Origin of the sequence: Tahibacter sp. (genome assembly GCF_035481375.1) — a bacterium.
GTDB lineage: Bacteria > Pseudomonadota > Gammaproteobacteria > Xanthomonadales > Rhodanobacteraceae > Tahibacter.
The window spans coordinates 1-16,879 of record NZ_DATIGT010000091.1; the positions used below are offsets into that span (position 1 = coordinate 1).

Sequence of the window (16,879 nt, forward strand, 5' to 3'; positions counted from 1 at the left end):
TTCGTCGAAATTCCGCCTTACGGCAAGGCCTGGCTGCCCGGCACGCGGTTCTTTTCGCTGGCGCTCGGAGACGACCGCGCGCCATGACGGGCCTGCGTCTGCTGCTCGCTGCCGGCCTCGCGCTCGCCGTGTCGGGTTTCGCGTTGATGCGGCCGCGCGAATACGCGTGATGGCCGTCGGCCTCGGTGCGGACCAGATACTCGCCGGCCGGCAACGCGGAAAAGCCGTAGTTGCCGCCGCCGTCGCTGACCGTCGTCAGTTCGCCGACGAGCGCCGGACTCGTCACGGTGACGACGACGTCGCCGATCGGCTTGTGCGACTGCGTGTCGATGATGGTGCCCTGGATACCCGGGGCGACGATCGTGTCCATGCGAATCTCCGGTCGGCGGATCGGCGAACCGTAGCAGAACCGGCTGCCGGTCGCCGCGTGCCCGCGCGCAGCGTCGCGCGCCCGACGACGTGTCGGCATGGCATGCTCGCCGCTTCGCGACACCCCGGAGCACGTCATGGTCCAGCGGTCCGCACGACGCTACGAAGGTTCCTGCCACTGCGGCGCCGTGCGCTTCGCCATCGTCACGGATTTTCCCGAGTTGACCACCTGCGACTGCTCGATCTGCCGGCGCAGGAACGCGCTGATGGTCAAGGTGCACGAGAGCCGTTTCGAACTGCTCGACGGCGCCGGCGCGCTGGCCGAGTACCGGTTTCACACGCGCACCGCGCGCCACTACTTCTGCAAGGTCTGCGGCATCTATCCGTTTCACCGCAAGCGCGTGACGCCCGATCACTACGGCATCAACGTCCATTGCCTGGACGATTTCGACCCCGAGGGCATCCCGGTTCGGCAGACCGTCGGCGCGGCGATGGAATGAGCGCGACGGCGCGCACCCGTCAGAACGCGATCATGCCCTCGAGATAGAACACACAGGAACCTTCGAGTTCGACCCGATCGCCGGCGACGCGGCACACGAGTTCGCCGCCGCGCGGCGACGCCTGATACGCGCGGAACACCTGGCGGCCGAGACGCTGCGCCCAGTACGGCGCGAGCGAGCAGTGCGCGCCGCCGGTAACCGGATCTTCGGGAACGCCTTTTGCCGGCGCGAAATAGCGGCTGACGAAATCGTGGTCGCCGCTGCCGCGCGTCGTGACGATGAGGCCGGGGCGATCGAGCGCCGCGACACGCGCCATGTCCGGCGCGAGCGCGCGCAGCAGCGCTTCGTCCTCGAGCACGGCGAGGTAGTTGAACGGATTGACGAGCACCTCGCACGGAACGGCGCCGAGCGCCGCGGACAGCGCCTCGGGAGTCGCGATCGGTTGCGACGGCCGCGCCGGAAAATTCAGGCAGTAGCCCTCGCGCGTGCGCGTCACCGGCAGCGCCCCGCTCGCCGACTGGAACACGACGCGCCCGCGCCCCGGCTCCAGCCGTTCCATCACGACCGCCGCGCTCGCGAGCGTGGCGTGCCCGCACAGCGGCACTTCGACGACGGGCGTGAACCACCGCAGGCGGAAATCGGTGCCGTCGGGCACGAGGAAAGCCGTCTCGGCGAGATTGTTCTCCGCGGCGATCGCGCGCATCACCGCCTCCGGCGGAAACGCGTCGAGCAGCACGACGGCCGCCGGATTGCCGAGAAAACGCTGCGTCGTGAAGCTGTCGAGCTGAAAGATCCGCGCCTGCACGTGATCACCGTCGCCCCGGAAGTCCGACCGCGAGGTTGAACGCAAAGCCGGGCGAACGTCGAGGGCCAATCGGCAGCGGAGTGCTCGTGCCGCGAGGCAGGAATCGGGAGTCGCAGGAGCGCGGCGGGCGCGGCGCAGGCATCTCGAAACCGCGTTTCCTTCGGCACGGGTCTTCGCCGCGGGATCGCCTCGCCGTTGCGGTTCGCCCGCGGCTCACCGCAACTACGATTCCCGACTCCCCGTTCCCGATTCCCTGTCGAACCGCTGCCGCCAGCGCCGCTTCTGGACGCGGCGCAGATCGGGCCCGCGCGCGGCGTCTCGCGATGGACGAGCGTCTCGTCGAGATCGGGAATCAGCAGCGGCCTGTCGGTCGTATCGGGCGTCGCGTCGTGCATGCGTACAAGCCAGCCCACGCACAGTCCGTTTCGTACGCACGGCGACTGCCGGCGGATCTTCCGCTTTGTGGACATAGCAACGACGCGCCAATGTCACCGTTCGGTTTCGCGGCGGACCGTCGTTCAGTCCCGAGACGCAGATCACCGTCGTTTCCTGCCGCTCCGCTCCTGTTTTCCGCTGGCGAACCGCCGGCGCGGACGCGCTCGGCCGGAATGACCGATTGCATCGACGATCCGGCATTCCCATTCGCACAGGAGAACACTGCATGTCCCGTTTCATAGCGCGCCCGGCCCTGCTGGCCGCGGCATTGCTCGCGTCGCCGCTGGCCGCACAGGCAAAAGTCGTCGCGATCGGCATGGCCAAGTCCGACAACCACGTCTATGCCTGGCACGACGACCGCAGCGTCACGTCCGGATCGCTCGCCGATTTCGAGCTCCACCGCAAGGCCGCCACGTACAGTCTGCCGAGCGGCCGTCAGCCGTCCGACATCGTCGGCGTCGCGGTCGACACGAACGACCGCGTCCATGCGTGGTACGCCGACGGCACCTGGTCGATCGGCCATTCCAAGGATCTCGACGCATACCAGGCGGCGCAGAACTTCACGCTGCCCGCGGGCCGCACGACGGCCGACATCGTCGGCATGGCATTCAACAGCACCGGCAACGTCTATACCTGGTACGACGACGCGAGCGTCAGCGTCGGCCAGCCGCAGGCGCTTGCCACGATCCAGCTGCCGCTCGGCGTGGCCTTGCCGTCCGATCAGACCGTGCAGGACATCGTCGAGATCGACATCAGCGCAGCCGACCGCGTCGTGACCTGGTTTCGCGACGGCCGCTACACGATCGGCAAGTCGCGCGACCTCGACGCCTACGAGGGGCCGGCCGGCTATCGTTCGAGCAAGCTCATCTCGCGCTACTGGGGACCGCTGACAATCAGCCTGCCGCCGTTCGTCGCGGCGCGCGACGAACCCGAAGCGAGTCCCGACCTGCCGCTCGAAGCGGCGATGCTCACCGACGAACTCGCACGCATCGCGTCGGGCCGGCGCCCCGCCGACAACAGCGACACGCCGTTCCGCATGGCGCCGATCTGGAACGAACGCTTCATGGCCAACACCGGCCGCGCGGTCGATTCGATGGTCGCGGCCGGCCACGATTTCCTGATCGCCTCGGACACCGGCACGCTGCGTTTCCTCGATCGCGACGGCAACCTGCTCGCGGGCAAGGGCGGGTTTCCGACATCGATGTCGTCGACGGCATTCTTCGGCGGCTTCCTGCAGAAGCAGAACGCCGACGGCAGCTTCAACGACAGCAACGTCAACAACTTCCTCGGCTACGACGACCGCTGCGACTCGGCCGCGTTTCCGGCGACGAACGGCAACCGGTTCTGCCTGACGAGCTTCTACGACACGCGCGTGCACTACGATGCGGCGTCGCGGCGGTTCTTCGTCGTCGCGAACTCGCGCCATCCCGTGTGGGTGACGACGAGCGGCGGCAACTGCCTGCGCTACACCAACGCCAACGGCGATCCCGTCGACACGATGAACTACTGCGGCGCCCAGCGCCGCCTGATCGCGCTCGCCGTGTCGCGCACGTCGGATCCGCGCGACGGATTCCACCAGTACATGATCACCGACAACATCTATCGCGACTTCCCGTGGATGACGATCAACGGCGACCGCGTCGTCGTCGGCGGCGTCGGCCGCGAATCCAACGACACGATCACGCCCGTGGCCACCATGCTCGACATGTCGGACCTGCGCCTCGGCGATCGCCATCCGGCGTATACGCAGTACTACTCCGGCGACCTCGCCGGTTCGATCCGCGCGATTCCGGTGCGCCATTTCGACGACGGCGCCGGCAAGACGCTGCTGCTCGACGGTTCCGGCAGCACGCTGAAGATCCTCGCCCTGCCGTCGGGCCCCGACGCCTGGACCAAGGGCGTCGCGCAGACGACGTCGGTCGCGATCGAGGGCGGCCTGAGCAACCTGCCGGCAGCGACGTATCGCAATGGCTTTCTATACTTTGCGCAGCGCACGATCGCCGAAACCGTCGGCGACCGCACGCGCCGCAGCGTGCGGCTCGTGCGCGTGCCGCTGCAGATCGCCGGCAACGGCCTGATCGCGAGCACGAACGCCGCCGACGGCTACGTCGAGGATCATTTCGGCCTGCGTTCGCTCGACGACGCGCCGACCGACACGATCAGCTACGAAGCGCCGTCGATGGCGGTGAACGCGAGCGGCGACATGCTGTTCGGCTACGGCCGCTATCCGTTCGAAACTCTGAGCCCGCTGTTTCCGGAAGCGCGCTATTCGCTGTGGCGCGCGAACCTGACGCTGGAACGCAGCGCGCTGCTGCAGGCCGGCCAGGGCACCTGCGGGGAGACGCCGGCCGAAGCGGTCGACTACACCACGGTCGACGTCGACCCCGTCGACGGCCAGAGCTTCTGGATGGCGCTGCCGTTCTGCAACGCCAGCAACGGCTACAGCACGGTGATCGGCCGCGTGACGCCCTGAGACGCAGGAGAGCCCGGCATGCCGGGCTCTTTGCCGCGGAAACCGTCTCGCCGCGGCGCGCAGCGCGCGCTGTCCGCCGCACTGCGCGCCCGGGACATGTTCGGCATTCGCCTGCATCGTCGTTTTCGATCCGAAGTCCTGCCCGCCCCCGCCGCTGCCGCATCCTCACGACGTTCGCCCCATGAGTACCTCCACCGAGTCGAAGACCACGCGTCGCGGGCGCATCGCCGAAATCTTCGAGGCGTCGGCCGACGGCGCCGTGCTCATGGTCGTGCACGGCGAACGCTTCGGGCACCGGATCCGGATCGGCGCCGCGCCGACGACGATCGGGCGCGGCAGCGACTGCAATTTCCGCATCACCGACCGCTCGGCATCGCGCCGCCACTGCATGGCGTGGTCCGAGAGCGGCCGCTACTGGGTGCGCGATCTCGGCTCGACGAACAAGACCTGCGTCAACGACCAGTTCGTCACCGAGGCCGAGCTGAAGGCCGGCGACTATCTGACCGTCGGCAACACCGTGTTCCGGCTGATCCGCAACGGCACGCTCGAAGCGCGCTACCACTCCGGCCTCAATCGCCTCGCGACGATCGATGCGTTGACGCAGCTGCCGAACCGCCGGCATTTCCGCGACCTGCTCGACACCGCCTGCGCCGACGCGCGCGCGAGCCGGATTCCGCTGTGCGTGCTGTTCGTCGACCTCGATCACTTCAAGCGCGTCAACGACACCTTCGGCCACTGCACCGGCGACGAGGTGCTGCGCGCGATCGCGCTGCTGCTGCGCGTGCAGCTCGGCGAGCACGAAGCCGCCGGACGGCTCGGCGGCGAGGAGTTCGCGCTGCTGCTGCCGCACACGCCGCTGCACCTTGCGCGTGCCCGCGCGGAACAGCTGCGCCGCAGCATCGCCGCGCATCAGACGCCGACGAGCACGGATCTGATCGCGGTCACCGCGAGCATCGGCATCGTCGAATGGGGATCGCGCTACGACAGCGTCGCCGATCTCATGCACGACGCCGACCGGCAGCTGTATCGCGCCAAGGCGCTCGGCCGGAATCGCGTCTGCACGTCGCTCGAAGAGGCCGGCGCCTGATGCGTCCGCGGCGCCGGCTACGGCGTCGGCTTGAACAGCAGGATCTGATACGCCGCCGCGGCCAGCGTGTCGGACGACGGCGCCTTGTCGAGTACCGCGCCGCCGTCGGGCGCGACCTTCGTCACGCCGGACACGACGATCCTTCCGTCGTCGACAGTGCCGCGCCAGAGCAGCCCTTCCTCGGTGCTGCTGAAGAACGCCGGCTGCGCCGGCGAGCCGACGAGTTCGACCTCGAAATTGAAGACCTGCGAGCGCTGCGTGTCGAGCGCGAGGTTCGCGGCATCGCGCAGCTGCGGTGCGCCGCCCGCAAGATCGAACAGCCAGAGATTCCGGTCGCCTGCGCCGACCGCGCAGTTCGCGACGAGCAGCCAGTCGCCGAGCACGGCGACGTCGTTGATGCCGCGCTTCGCTTCGGCGTTGTAGCGCCGGCGGAAAATCTCGCGGCCGCCCGGAATTTCCAGTGCGACGAGATCGCCGTCCTCGGACGCCGCGATCAGATAGCGGTCGCGCCAGCGCACGAGGTCGCGGATGTTTTTGAGCGGATACGGCGCAGCGATTGGGTTCGCCGAATGCAGGTCGACGGATTTCACGAGCGCAAGCCGCGTATCGCTGTGCCGTTTCCAGATCAGCACGTGGCCGTTCTCGTGGCCGCTGACGAACCAGTCCTCGCCGTCGATGCGCAGCGCGGCGCCGCTGTTGGCGGTGCCGACTTCCGGCGCATGACGCTGCGTACCTGCGGGGGCGAAGCGCCCGTCCCTGCCCTGCTTCCAGAGCGCGAGACGGTCCGGCCCGTCGGAAACGACGACGACGCGCGCGTCGATCGTCGTGAGCATCTCGATGCCGCGCCCCGACGCCGCGGCCCAGGCCTGCTCGACGACCGGTCCGGATTCGCCGGCGCGGGGAACGCGAAAGACGGACACCGTGCCGTCCCAGCGTCCGAGCGCGAAGCGCGTGTCGTCGATCCAGTCGAGGACCTGGGCGCGGTTGTGGGTCGTGCCGGCGGCCGCAATCGCCGGCGCCGCAAGGTCTGCGGCGCGCGCGGCGAGCGGTGCCGACGCGATCGCGCCGAACAGCGCCGCTGCCATGCGTAGTGCGACATATCTGAAGGCCATGGTATTTCCCGTCCGGTGCGATCACCGGCACTCGCCGGCATCCGTTCCATCGAGATCGCGATAGGTGCCGCCGCGTTCGCGGGCGCGCAGGCAGGCGGGCCGGCCCGGCGTGCGGAAGTAGTGCAGTTGTTCACCGTCGCCGTCGCGCGTGCGGATCAGTGCATAGCCGCGCTCGATCAGCGTCGCTCGTGCGGTGACGGCGTCGGTGCCGACGAGATCGATGTAGGTGTTGCGATTCGGCGGCTCGGGCTCCTCCGCCGTCGTGGAAAAGATCGCGCGGCATCCGTCGTCCACTTCAATGCCCGTCGACGTGCGCCACCAGCTGCGGTTTTCGATGCAGGGCGCGTCGCTGAGCACGAAATCGACGCGAACCGGGCCGTCGCCGGGGACGCGGCAGTGTGCGCGCCGGTTGTCGCGCGATTCGCAGGTGACCTCGCCGCCGCGGGCGGTATCCGCCGCCGCGAACAGCAGCAGGAGGGTCGCAATGGCTTTGAGCATCTCGTTCTCCGGCGGCGCGCCGCGCGCCGCCTACCCTACGCGATCCGCGCGCCGCGAGGGCCATCGCGTCCGTCCCGACGGCGTCGCACGGCGCCCGGCCTTCACTGTTTCCGCACGCTGGCTATCGTAAGTCGTTGTAGATACATCGGGTCAGGGCCATGACAATCAGAACGCACACTTCCGGCGACAAGGACGAGCTGTTTCGGCTGCTCGTCGATCGGGTCAAGGACTACGCGATCTTCGGCCTCGATCCAGCGGGCATCGTCGTCAGCTGGAATACCGGGGCCGAGCACATCAAGGGCTACAAGGCCGGCGAGATCATCGGCCACCACTTCTCGCGCTTCTACCCCGAGGAAGCGATCCGCTCGGGCTGGCCGCAGACCGAGCTGGCCGAGGCGACGCGCCTGGGCCGCTTCGAGGACGAAGGCTGGCGGATCCGCAAGGACGGCTCGCGATTCTGGGCGAACGTCGTGATCACCGCGCTGTTCGACGACGACGGCGTGCTGCGCGGCTTCGCGAAGGTGACGCGCGACCTCACCGAGCGGCAGCGCGTGGAGCGCATCGAAGCCGATGCGCGGATCATGGGCGAGTTCGTCGCGATGCTCGCCCACGAACTGCGCAATCCGCTCGCCCCGATCCGCAACGCCGTCGCCGTGGTGCGCCATCGGCACGCCGATCCGCAGACGGCTGCCTGGGCCTGGGACGTCATCGACCGGCAGTCGCGGCACATGAGTGCGCTCGTCGACGACCTGCTGGACGTCAGTCGGATCTCGCGCGGCCTCGTACGGCTGGAACGCCGCCGCGTGCGGCTGAAACCGGTGCTGGACGCGGCCATCGAAACGGTTCGCCCGTCCGTCGCGAACAAGCAGCACGGGCTCGATGTCCGCTGCGACGACGATCCGGTGGTCCGCGGCGACCGCACGCGTCTGATCCAGGTATTCACGAACCTCCTCAGCAATGCCTGCAAGTACACGCCGGCCGGCGGCACGATCACGGTCGAGCTGGATTCGCACGAGGGCCAGTCGCGCCTGCGCGTCAGCGACACCGGCGTCGGCATTCCATCGGATCTGCTGCCGCGCATCTTCGATCTGTTCACGCAGGACAAGCGCGCGCTCGACCGCTCGGAGGGCGGCCTCGGCCTCGGGCTCGCGATCGCCAAGCAGCTCGTCGAGATGCATCACGGCAAGATCGCCGTCGAGAGTGCGGGACGCGGCTGCGGCAGCACGTTCACGGTGACGCTGCCGCTGTTCCGCGGCGGCCTGGTCGGCGCGGTCGACACGGTGAGCGTGCTGATCATCGACGACAACCGCGATGCGGCGGTCACGCTGCAGACCATGCTGACGCTGGAGGGATATGCCTGCGACGTGGCCTATGACGGCGAAACCGGCCTCGAACGCGCGCGCGAGATGCTGCCCGACGTGATCCTGCTCGACATCGGCCTGCCCGGCATGGACGGCTACGCGGTCGCGCGCGAGATCCGCCGCAATCCGGATCTCGACGGCGTCATGGTCGCGGCGTTGACCGGCTATTCGACCGATTCCGACGAACGCCGCGCGATCGACGCCGGCTGCAACCTGCATTTGACCAAGCCGGTCACCATCGAGGACCTTCGCCGGGCGCTGCCCGCGCTGGAGCATTGATCGTCCGTAGCTGGAACCCGCGCCATGACTACCGTCTACAAGATCGTCGCCGCGTCACAGTGGGAGGACGCCGAGCGAACCGGCGCGTTCGCGGGCAGCGAGGTCGATACGCGTGACGGATTCATACATTTGTCCACATCCGAACAAGCGCGACAGACGGCGGCGCTTCATTTCAACGGCCAGGCCGGCCTGCTGCTCGTCGCGGTCGACGCCGAAGCGCTCGGCGACGCACTGAAATACGAGCCGTCGCGCGGCGGCGCGCTGTTTCCGCACCTGTACGCGCCGCTGTCGACCGCGTCGGTGCGCTGGGTCCGGCCACTGCCGCTCGACGTCGCCGGCAACCACGTGTTTCCCGCATTGTCAGGGGCGGAAATGCCGAAGAGCCGATCGTAGGGCGCACTAAGCGAAGCGCATTGCGCCGTATTCTCAACGCACCGGGATCTCGCGTTGCGCCGGCAATCGAACGCGTCGACACCTCGCATTGCGGCGACGATCGGCAGGGCGAGGCTGGAACGGACTTGGCGCAATGCGCTTTGCTTATTGCGCCCTACGTCGGAGCTTGCGACGTGCGGCGCTCACGGTCCGAGCATCCCGGGCACTTCCGCGACGAGTGCATCGATCGCGGTGCGCGTCTTGGACGGCAGATAGCGCGACTGCGGCCACACGGCGTGGACTTCGCTCGCAACCGTGTTCTGGCTGCTCGTGACGAGCGTGAGTTCGCCGCTGCGCAGGCGCGGACCGATGAGCCAGCACGGCAGCCAGGCGAGGCCGTGACCGGCGACCGCGGCGTCGGCGATGGCCAGCACGTCGTCAAAGCGCAGGCGGCTCGCGATGACCGGTTCGCGCAGCGCGCCGTCGGCGTCGCGGATGCGCCATTGCGCCGACGATCCGTTGAGGCCGTAGACGATGGCGGAATGCGTGCGGAAATCGTCGAGGCTGCGCGGCATGCCGCGCTCGGCGATGTAGGACGGCGACGCGCAGACGCCCATCGCCTGCGAGCCGAGGCGCCGCGCCGCGAGCGTCGCGCTGTCGCGCAGCGGGCCGATGCGCACGGCGAGGTCGAAGCCTTCTTCGACCAGGTCCACGACGCGGTCGCTGAAGGACATTTCGACCTGCAGCCGCGGATGCGCACGCGCCAGCGCCATCAGCACCGGCGCGACGCACTGGCGTCCGAACAGCAGTGGCGCGCTGACGCGCAGGCGGCCGGCGGGTTCGCGCCGGCCGCTGTCGAACGCAGCCTCGGCGGCATCGAGTTCAGCCAGTGCGCGCACGCAGCGCTCGTAATAGGCCTGTCCGTCCTCGGTCAGGCTCTGCTGCCGCGTCGTGCGCTGGAACAGCCGCGTGCCGAGCCGCCGTTCGAGCCGCGCGATCGTCTTGCCGACGGCCGAACGGGTCAGGCCGAGCCGCTCGGCGGCCAGCGCGAAGCTGCCCGAGTCGACCGCCTGGACGAAGGTATCGATACCGGCGAGCCTGTCGTTCATGGCGCCATTGGTTCCTGCAGGGATACACAGATAGTACCGAATCTCTCCACTGACGACAGCGGAGAACCTATATCGTGCACAGCCATCGACAGCGGCATTCCGCCGCCGCCGGAAACTTCCTCACTGGAGCACGTCATGAAGGCCTATCACGTCCATCCCGGCAAACAGTTCGACGGCATCGTGCCGGTCGAGCGCACCCTGCCCGCACCCGGCCCGCACGAGGTGCGCGTGCGCATCCGCGCCGTCGCGCTCAACTACCGCGACCTCATGGTGATCCGCGGCGACTACAACGGCGGCAACGAGACGCCGGTCGTGCCGGCTTCCGACGGCGCCGGCGACGTGGTCGAGATCGGCGACAAGGTCACGCGGTTCAAGGTCGGCGACCGCGTCGCGACGACATTCTTCGAATCGTGGATCGAAGGCCGCCAGACGCCGGAAAAATCCCGCAACGCCTTCGGCGGCCTCATCGACGGCGCGCTCGCGCAGGAAATCGTCGTCTCGCAGGATTCGCTGTTCAAGGTGCCGGATCACCTGGACTACACCGAAGCCGCGACGCTGACCTGCGCCGGCGTCACGGCCTGGAACTCGGTGTTCGTCGAGGGCAAGGCCCGGCCCGGCGACAGCGTGCTGCTGCTCGGCACCGGCGGCGTGTCGATCTGGGGCCTGCAGCTCGCCAAGGCCGCGGGCCTGCACGCGGTGATCACGTCCTCGAGCGACACGAAGCTCGAACGCGCCCGCGCGCTCGGCGCGGACGCGACGATCAACTACACGACGACGCCGGACTGGCACGAGGACGTGCTGCGCGCGACCGGCGGCGAAGGCGTGGAAGTCGTCGTCGAAGTCGGCGGCGCGGGCACGCTGAAGAAATCGCTGCAGGCCACGCGCATGGGCGGCACGGTCGCGATCGTCGGCGGCGTGTCGGGCTGGGGCAGCGAGCTCGATCCGTTCCAGATGATCCGCGGCGCGAAGCATGTCACCGGCATCTACGTCGGCAGCCTCGCGATGCTCGAAGACCTCGCGCGCTTCGTCGCGCTGCACCGGATCAAGCCCGTCGTCGATCGCGTGTTTCCGTTCGAGCAGGCCCGCGCGGCGTACGAGTATCTCGACAGCGGCAGCCACTTCGGCAAGGTCGTGATCGCAGTGAATTGAGGTCGTCCCCCGAATCGGCATCGCGGTGATTCCGATTCGAAGCACCCGTGGCGGAGGAAAGCGCTCGCGGCACGGCTTCTTCGGCACCGCAATCCGATTCCTTCGCCGGACGACAGCGGCTGATTTTGTGAACCACCGCACTTTTCCAGCTTTCCCGTGAGCGACCTGCGCGCGGGCCGGTCAACGCGGCGCTTTCCAGCTCGTTTGCGGACCGTCACTCGCGTCACTGGGACGCGGGTGCTGACCAAGGAACGACGATGAATGCGACCGTAGTGGGGTTTGCTGCACTGTGTCTGCTGGCCGCCGTGCCCGGCACCGGACGCGCCGACGGGAACGGCGGAGCGGCGGAACCGCCGCCGGAACCGTGCACGCCGGGTGAGCTCGACTGCTGGCTCACGGTCAAGCCGGCCGAGATCGACGGCCGCTGGACGGATGCGCGCTGCAACGACGGTACGCCGGCCGGTTATGCGTTCCGTCCCTCGCCGAGCGGTTCGAACGCGTGGGTGATTCTGTTCGAGGGCGGCGGCAGCTGCGACGATCTGACCCTGTCCTGCGCGCAGCGCGGCGAGCGTCTGACGACGACGTCGCCGGTCGGCAACGGCGAGTGGACGCGCGCGACGCGCGGCGGCGTGCTCAATCCGCGCGACGACGTGAACCCGGACTTCCATGCGGCGAACATGGTGCAGCTCCACTACTGCTCCAGCGACCAGTGGACCGGAGCCACGTCGCGACGCCGCATCACCTCGGCGACACCACAGTGCACGGACGAGGGCGGCTGCGGCTGGTATTTCTCCGGCCGCGCGAACGCGCAGGCAGCGATCGAATCGCTGCGCCGCGACCATGGACTGCGCGACGACGGCAGCCAGCGCGTGCTGTTCGTCGGCACCTCCGCGGGCGGATTCGGACTGGCGGCGAATGCGCAGGCCATGACGACGCTGCTGCCGGCGACGCATGCCGCCGACGGTCTGCGCTTCGTGCTCGACGGCGCGTTCGCGCTCGACGGATGGAACGTGCCGGGACACTACATCGGCAACAGCGAGGTCACCTCGGCCGACAAGGTGGCGCTGCAGAACTGGAAGTTCTGGCGCGCATCGTTCGATACCTTCTGCGAAGGCGAGATCGAGCGCCATCCGTCGCTGTGCACGTTCCTGTCCATCGACTACGCCTACCTGACGTCGCCGACCGAGGGACTCGGGCTCAAGGTACTCCTGCAGAACAGCACGTTGGACAGTGTCGCGATTGCGCGCCTGAAGCTCGAACAGCCCGACGATCCGGCACGCGAGGCGTGGCGCTGCGCGATGACCGAAGCGCTGGACGCCGCGCCATGGCTGTTCAGCAGCGGCGTCAGCTATCACACGCTGACTGCGACGAACCGGTTCAACGCCGGTACGGACGGCAACCGGTACCGCGACCTGCTCGGCGAATTCTGGCGCGACGAGACGCCGCGACGCATCGTGCTCGGCAATCCGCCGTGCCCGTAGCCGCGACGGCCGCGCGCGTCGCCGCAACGAGGCGTCGCGGCGACGTGCCGGCGGACAGCGTCAGACCACGTCCCAGGTCACCGCGCCCTTGTCGAGAATGGTCTGGGCCAGGGTCTCGACGGACTTGTCCTCGTTGATCGCCATTCCGCGCACGTTGCGGCGCAGGCGGCGGCGGGCCTGGCGCGTGAACGCGTCGGCGATCGTGATCGCGCTGTCGCTGTCGGCATGCCCGGCGCGCACGAGGCTGTCCGCGCGCGACAGCACGCAGAGGCCGACGAACAGGTCGATCGCGATGTCGGCGATGCGCTTCTGCGCATGCTGCTGGTCGGCGATCGTCTTGCCGTACTGGCGCAGCAGCGCATCGGCGGCCTTGCTGAGTTCGATCGTGTACTTCTCGTACGTCGTGGCCGCCTTGCGCAGACTCGGATGCAGTTCGCGCAGGATCCTGTCGGTGCCGTAGCCCGTGGTTTCGCTGGCCTTGCGGCGCACGTAGGTGCTGAGCACGCCGAAGCCCTTGATCGGATCGTTGAAGATGTTGCCGACCGCCGACTTCAGTTCGCTCAGGGTCGCGCCGACGTCCTTGAGCCCGGACAGCGCGATGTACAGGCGCAGGATTTCGTTCGTGCCTTCGAAGATCGACAGGATCCGCGTATCGCGCGTGATCTGCTCGTACGGAAATTCGCGCATGAAGCCGTTGCCCCCGGCGATCTGCAGCGCCTCGTAGCTCGCGCGCTGCACGGCCTCGCTCGCGAACACCTTGCTGATGGCCGCTTCGACCGAGTAGTCGCTGCAGCCCGAATCGATGTAGTGCGCGACCATCCAGACCGCGCTCTCGGCCGCGAAGCAGTCGATCGTCATCTGCGCGATCTTCTCGCGCACGAGCCCGAAATCGGCGATCGGCCGGCCGAACTGCCTGCGCTCGTTCGCCTGGGCGCAGGCCAGTTTGATCAGCGTCTTCATGCCGCCGACCGCGCCGCCGCCGAGACCCGTGCGGCCGTTGTTCAAGATCGCCATCGCGACCTTGAAGCCCTTGCCGACGTCGCCGAGCACCTGATCCGCCGGCACGTTCACGTCGCTGAAAGCGACCGTCGTCGTGCTCGACGCGCGGATGCCCATCTTGTCTTCGTGCGGTCCGTGACTGACGCCGGCCTGCTTCGCCTCGACGATGAACGCGGTCATCTTGCCTTCGGGCGTGTCGGTCTTCGCGAACACCGTGTAGAAGTCGGCGATGCCGCCGTTCGTGATCCAGATCTTCTCGCCGCTCAGCGTCCACGAACCGTCGTCGTTGCGCGTCGCCTTCGTGCGCACCGACGCCGCGTCGGAACCGGCGCCGGCCTCGGTCAGGCAGAATGCGGCGATCATCTCGCCGCTCGCGAGTTTCGGCAGGTAGCGCGCCTTCTGCGCATCGGTGCCGAACAGCAGCAGTCCCTTCATGCCGATGGAGCTGTGCGCGCCGATCGTCAGCGAGACCGACGAATCGTGCGAACTGGTCTGCGTGAGCACGCGCGCATAGGCCGCGTTGGAGAGGCCGAGCCCGCCGAATTCCTCGGGAATGATCAGGCCGAACAGGCCCATGTCGCGCAGCGCCTGGATGAACTCCGGCGGCTGTTCGGCGTTGCGGTCGAAGTGCTTGAGATCGGCGTGCTGCGGCGCGAGGAAGCCGTCGATCGCGTCGAGCATCGCGCCGAGCATCTCGCGATCGCGATCGCGCATCTGCGGATACGGGAACAGGTTCTCTTCGACGATCTCGCCGAAGAACAGATTCTTCGCGACGCTCTGGTCGCGTCGCAGCGTATCGGTGCCGGCGGCTGCGGCGGCGGGCGTGGTCGTGGCTTCCATGGCGGCTCCTGGCGCAGTGCGATGGCGCGCAGTGTCGGCCGCGCGCGCTGCGCCGCGCAAGAAGATTAGTGGGTTGAGCGCTTGGATGGATTGTGATTACCCGCGCTGCTGCAGCGCATCACGCGGCGTGTCCGGATCCGTCGCCGCGCACCGCGGATTCTTCGCGGCGAACGCACAGGGTTTCCGTACGCAGTTTTTTTCGCAGACGTCGGCACGGCGGGAACGGCGCGGTCGCCGACGCAGAACGACTGCGCGGCACGCGCACCGGAGCGCAGTCTGTTCGCAACGACCGCAGTGCGACGTTGGTTGGCACGGCGGGTCCGTGGCGATCGGCGCGGCCTGGGTGATTTCCCCGGGGCGCCGGCCGAATCCTGGCCGCCGCTTTGGAAGTAGAGTGGCGGCGCCTGAGCACTGCGGGAACACGACATGATCCGATTCGAATTTCGAACCCTGCTGTTCGCGCTGGTCGCGGCAACGGCGGGCGCTGCGGCGGCAGCCTCCGAACTGTCGCCGCCGACGCCGGGCAACGGCCCCTACCTCGACGACACGTCCGGGCCCGACGCAGTCGACGGTCTCGGCACGAATCGCTACCTGCGCATCGCGGGTTCGAGTTTCGTGGCGCGACACGCGACCACGGATTCGATCTTCGCAACCGCGGGCTGCATACGCTCGTCGGATACCGGCGCCATCTTCACGGCCGACGTGCAGCTGCCCAACGGCGCCGTCGTCAACTATGTGCGCACGTACTATTACAACGACGGCGTCTCGGCCAACATCGCCACGCATTTCACGGACTTCGACGGCGCCGGCGACAGCACCGAGCATACGAGCTTCACGACGAACACGAGTACCGGCTATGCCTCGACCCTGAGTCCGCAGATCGCCGTGACGATCACGCCGATGACGCACTCCTACTCCATGGTCGTCGTCATCAACTCGACGAGCACGAACCTGCGCTTCTGCGGCGTGCGCATCCAGTACACGCCGTAGGAGCCGACGCGATGAGTCGCTATCGCCTGCTGTATCGTCGTCTTCGCCGCGCTGCAGCGGCATCGGCCGCCGCGCTGCTGGTCGTCGCGTCGTCCGCGGCGGCGCAGGGCCTGAACTATCTGAATGTCGCCGGCACCTCGTTCCGCCCGCGCGACAGCGCCGTGAACACGAACTACGGCGGCGCAGGCTGCATCTCGCGCGGCAGCGGCGTCACCGAGTTCGTCTATCCGGTCCAGCTGCCGCACGCGAGCCGCATCCGGTTCGTCCGCGCGTATTTTTACGATACGAGCGCCAAGGACCTGACGTTCCGGCTGTTCCGCCACGGCGGCGAAGGCACGGGCATCGAGGACGCGACGTTCACGAGCAACACGAGCGCGGGCTACACGATCCGGCAGAGCCCCGAACTCGACATCACGGTCGACAACGTCAGCTACGCGACCGAGCTGTCGGTGCTGCTCGCCGACGCCTCGTCGTCGCTGGAACTCTGCGGCATGCGCATCGCGTACATCGACGACACGATCTTCGAGAACGGGTTCGGGGACTGACGCGTTGCCGACTCGCGTCCCGCAACGCCGACGCCCGCGCCACGCCGAAGCGCCATCGTCTTTGCTGTCATCGTCCGACTTCAACGCCGCGCGCATGTTGCCGAGGCGGTTGAGCAGATCGGCCCAGAACGGCGCGCCGGCGGGCCAGGTCGACGCATGCCATCCGATCGGAAAGCCTAGCCGGTTGCGTAGTCCGTCCGGCTGCTCGCGATCGGCACCGTGCCGACAGCACCGAGCGCGTCACGAGCTGGTACCCGCGCCATGTCCACGGGATTTCCGGACGCAGCACCAGCGCGTTCGTCAGCTGCGGCACCGCCGCCGCGGGCGCGTCGGCGGCGATCTCGCTCGGGCACTCGTTACGCACATTGTCGATCGCGCCGACGACGCGGCTGCGGTCGCGCGCGGTCAGGCGGCCGCGGCGCACGAGATCGGATTCGCGTGCGACGTGGACCTCCGGCGAGCGGACGACGCGACG

The 16,879-nt window shown here is 68.3% G+C and carries 15 protein-coding genes; 9 read left to right on the plus strand and 6 right to left on the minus strand.

The window, feature by feature from the left end; translation table 11 throughout:
• On the minus strand, nt 1–370 hold a 370-nt coding region (locus VLF18_RS05220; RefSeq protein WP_325278555.1), incomplete at its 3' end, for a carboxypeptidase-like regulatory domain-containing protein.
• Between the two features lie 136 nt (nt 371–506).
• On the opposite strand from VLF18_RS05220, the gene VLF18_RS05225 reads away from it, so the two are divergent.
• On the plus strand, nt 507–869 hold the full coding sequence (locus VLF18_RS05225; RefSeq protein ID WP_325278556.1) for a GFA family protein: 363 nt from the start codon (nt 507–509) through the stop codon (nt 867–869).
• Between the two features lie 19 nt (nt 870–888).
• Here VLF18_RS05225 and VLF18_RS05230 read toward each other — a convergent pair whose 3' ends face one another.
• Entirely contained in the window at nt 889–1,674 is a 786-nt protein-coding gene (locus VLF18_RS05230) for a PhzF family phenazine biosynthesis protein (protein ID WP_325278557.1), read from the minus strand.
• A gap of 661 nt (nt 1,675–2,335) precedes the next feature.
• Between VLF18_RS05230 and VLF18_RS05235 the strand changes: the two genes are divergently transcribed.
• Entirely contained in the window at nt 2,336–4,582 is a 2,247-nt protein-coding gene (locus VLF18_RS05235) for a hypothetical protein (protein ID WP_325278558.1), read from the plus strand.
• 181 nt (nt 4,583–4,763) lie between these two features.
• Nucleotides 4,764–5,669, plus strand: a complete 906-nt coding sequence (locus VLF18_RS05240) for a GGDEF domain-containing protein (protein ID WP_325278559.1) — start codon at nt 4,764–4,766, stop codon at nt 5,667–5,669.
• A gap of 17 nt (nt 5,670–5,686) precedes the next feature.
• On the opposite strand, the gene VLF18_RS05245 is transcribed toward VLF18_RS05240, so the two are convergent.
• The gene (locus VLF18_RS05245) at nt 5,687–6,781 is read right to left on the minus strand and encodes a hypothetical protein (RefSeq protein WP_325278560.1); all 1,095 of its coding nucleotides are present in this window, start codon (nt 6,779–6,781) and stop codon (nt 5,687–5,689) included.
• A 21-nt stretch (nt 6,782–6,802) separates the two neighbouring features.
• On the minus strand, nt 6,803–7,279 hold the full coding sequence (locus VLF18_RS05250) for a DUF3011 domain-containing protein (protein ID WP_325278561.1): 477 nt from the start codon (nt 7,277–7,279) through the stop codon (nt 6,803–6,805).
• Nucleotides 7,280–7,437: 158 nt separating this feature from the next.
• Here VLF18_RS05250 and VLF18_RS05255 point away from each other — a divergent pair, with 158 nt between their 5' ends.
• The gene (locus VLF18_RS05255; protein ID WP_325278562.1) at nt 7,438–8,919 is read left to right on the plus strand and encodes an ATP-binding protein; all 1,482 of its coding nucleotides are present in this window, start codon (nt 7,438–7,440) and stop codon (nt 8,917–8,919) included.
• Between the two features lie 24 nt (nt 8,920–8,943).
• A complete protein-coding gene (locus tag VLF18_RS05260) occupies nt 8,944–9,312 on the plus strand; it encodes a DUF952 domain-containing protein (RefSeq protein ID WP_325278563.1) in 369 nt (122 codons plus the stop codon).
• A gap of 182 nt (nt 9,313–9,494) precedes the next feature.
• Here VLF18_RS05260 and VLF18_RS05265 read toward each other — a convergent pair whose 3' ends face one another.
• Nucleotides 9,495–10,400: a LysR family transcriptional regulator gene (locus VLF18_RS05265; protein ID WP_325278564.1), complete on the minus strand. Its 906-nt coding sequence runs from the start codon at nt 10,398–10,400 to the stop codon at nt 9,495–9,497.
• 135 nt (nt 10,401–10,535) lie between these two features.
• Here VLF18_RS05265 and VLF18_RS05270 point away from each other — a divergent pair, with 135 nt between their 5' ends.
• Nucleotides 10,536–11,549: an NAD(P)-dependent alcohol dehydrogenase gene (locus tag VLF18_RS05270; protein ID WP_325278565.1), complete on the plus strand. Its 1,014-nt coding sequence runs from the start codon at nt 10,536–10,538 to the stop codon at nt 11,547–11,549.
• Nucleotides 11,550–11,806: 257 nt separating this feature from the next.
• Nucleotides 11,807–13,030, plus strand: coding sequence for a pectin acetylesterase-family hydrolase (locus VLF18_RS05275; RefSeq protein ID WP_325278566.1), 1,224 nt, complete (start codon nt 11,807–11,809; stop codon nt 13,028–13,030).
• Nucleotides 13,031–13,090: 60 nt separating this feature from the next.
• Here VLF18_RS05275 and VLF18_RS05280 read toward each other — a convergent pair whose 3' ends face one another.
• Complete coding sequence (locus tag VLF18_RS05280; protein ID WP_325278567.1) at nt 13,091–14,869, minus strand: acyl-CoA dehydrogenase family protein; 1,779 nt, start codon at nt 14,867–14,869, stop codon at nt 13,091–13,093.
• A 426-nt stretch (nt 14,870–15,295) separates the two neighbouring features.
• Here VLF18_RS05280 and VLF18_RS05285 point away from each other — a divergent pair, with 426 nt between their 5' ends.
• Both VLF18_RS05285 and VLF18_RS05290 read left to right on the plus strand, forming a co-directional pair.
• Nucleotides 15,296–15,859: a hypothetical protein gene (locus VLF18_RS05285; protein WP_325278568.1), complete on the plus strand. Its 564-nt coding sequence runs from the start codon at nt 15,296–15,298 to the stop codon at nt 15,857–15,859.
• Between the two features lie 11 nt (nt 15,860–15,870).
• Nucleotides 15,871–16,404 carry a hypothetical protein gene (locus VLF18_RS05290; RefSeq protein WP_325278569.1) on the plus strand — a complete coding sequence of 178 codons (534 nt, stop codon included), beginning with the start codon at nt 15,871–15,873 and terminating at the stop codon, nt 16,402–16,404.
• Nucleotides 16,405–16,879 lie beyond the last annotated feature (475 nt).

Bases quoted from the DNA above. Each gene is read 5' to 3' on its own strand.
- VLF18_RS05225 (WP_325278556.1), top strand. From the start codon at position 507: ATGGTCCAGCGGTCCGCACGACGCTACGAAGGTTCCTGCCACTGCGGC.
- VLF18_RS05250 (WP_325278561.1), bottom strand. From the start codon at position 7,279: ATGCTCAAAGCCATTGCGACCCTCCTGCTGCTGTTCGCGGCGGCGGAT.
- VLF18_RS05270 (WP_325278565.1), top strand. From the start codon at position 10,536: ATGAAGGCCTATCACGTCCATCCCGGCAAACAGTTCGACGGCATCGTG.
- VLF18_RS05290 (WP_325278569.1), top strand. From the start codon at position 15,871: ATGAGTCGCTATCGCCTGCTGTATCGTCGTCTTCGCCGCGCTGCAGCG.
- VLF18_RS05275 (WP_325278566.1), top strand. From the start codon at position 11,807: ATGAATGCGACCGTAGTGGGGTTTGCTGCACTGTGTCTGCTGGCCGCC.
- VLF18_RS05280 (WP_325278567.1), bottom strand. From the start codon at position 14,869: ATGGAAGCCACGACCACGCCCGCCGCCGCAGCCGCCGGCACCGATACG.
- VLF18_RS05260 (WP_325278563.1), top strand. From the start codon at position 8,944: ATGACTACCGTCTACAAGATCGTCGCCGCGTCACAGTGGGAGGACGCC.
- VLF18_RS05265 (WP_325278564.1), bottom strand. From the start codon at position 10,400: ATGAACGACAGGCTCGCCGGTATCGATACCTTCGTCCAGGCGGTCGAC.
- VLF18_RS05245 (WP_325278560.1), bottom strand. From the start codon at position 6,781: ATGGCCTTCAGATATGTCGCACTACGCATGGCAGCGGCGCTGTTCGGC.
- VLF18_RS05240 (WP_325278559.1), top strand. From the start codon at position 4,764: ATGAGTACCTCCACCGAGTCGAAGACCACGCGTCGCGGGCGCATCGCC.
- VLF18_RS05285 (WP_325278568.1), top strand. From the start codon at position 15,296: ATGATCCGATTCGAATTTCGAACCCTGCTGTTCGCGCTGGTCGCGGCA.
- VLF18_RS05255 (WP_325278562.1), top strand. From the start codon at position 7,438: ATGACAATCAGAACGCACACTTCCGGCGACAAGGACGAGCTGTTTCGG.
- VLF18_RS05235 (WP_325278558.1), top strand. From the start codon at position 2,336: ATGTCCCGTTTCATAGCGCGCCCGGCCCTGCTGGCCGCGGCATTGCTC.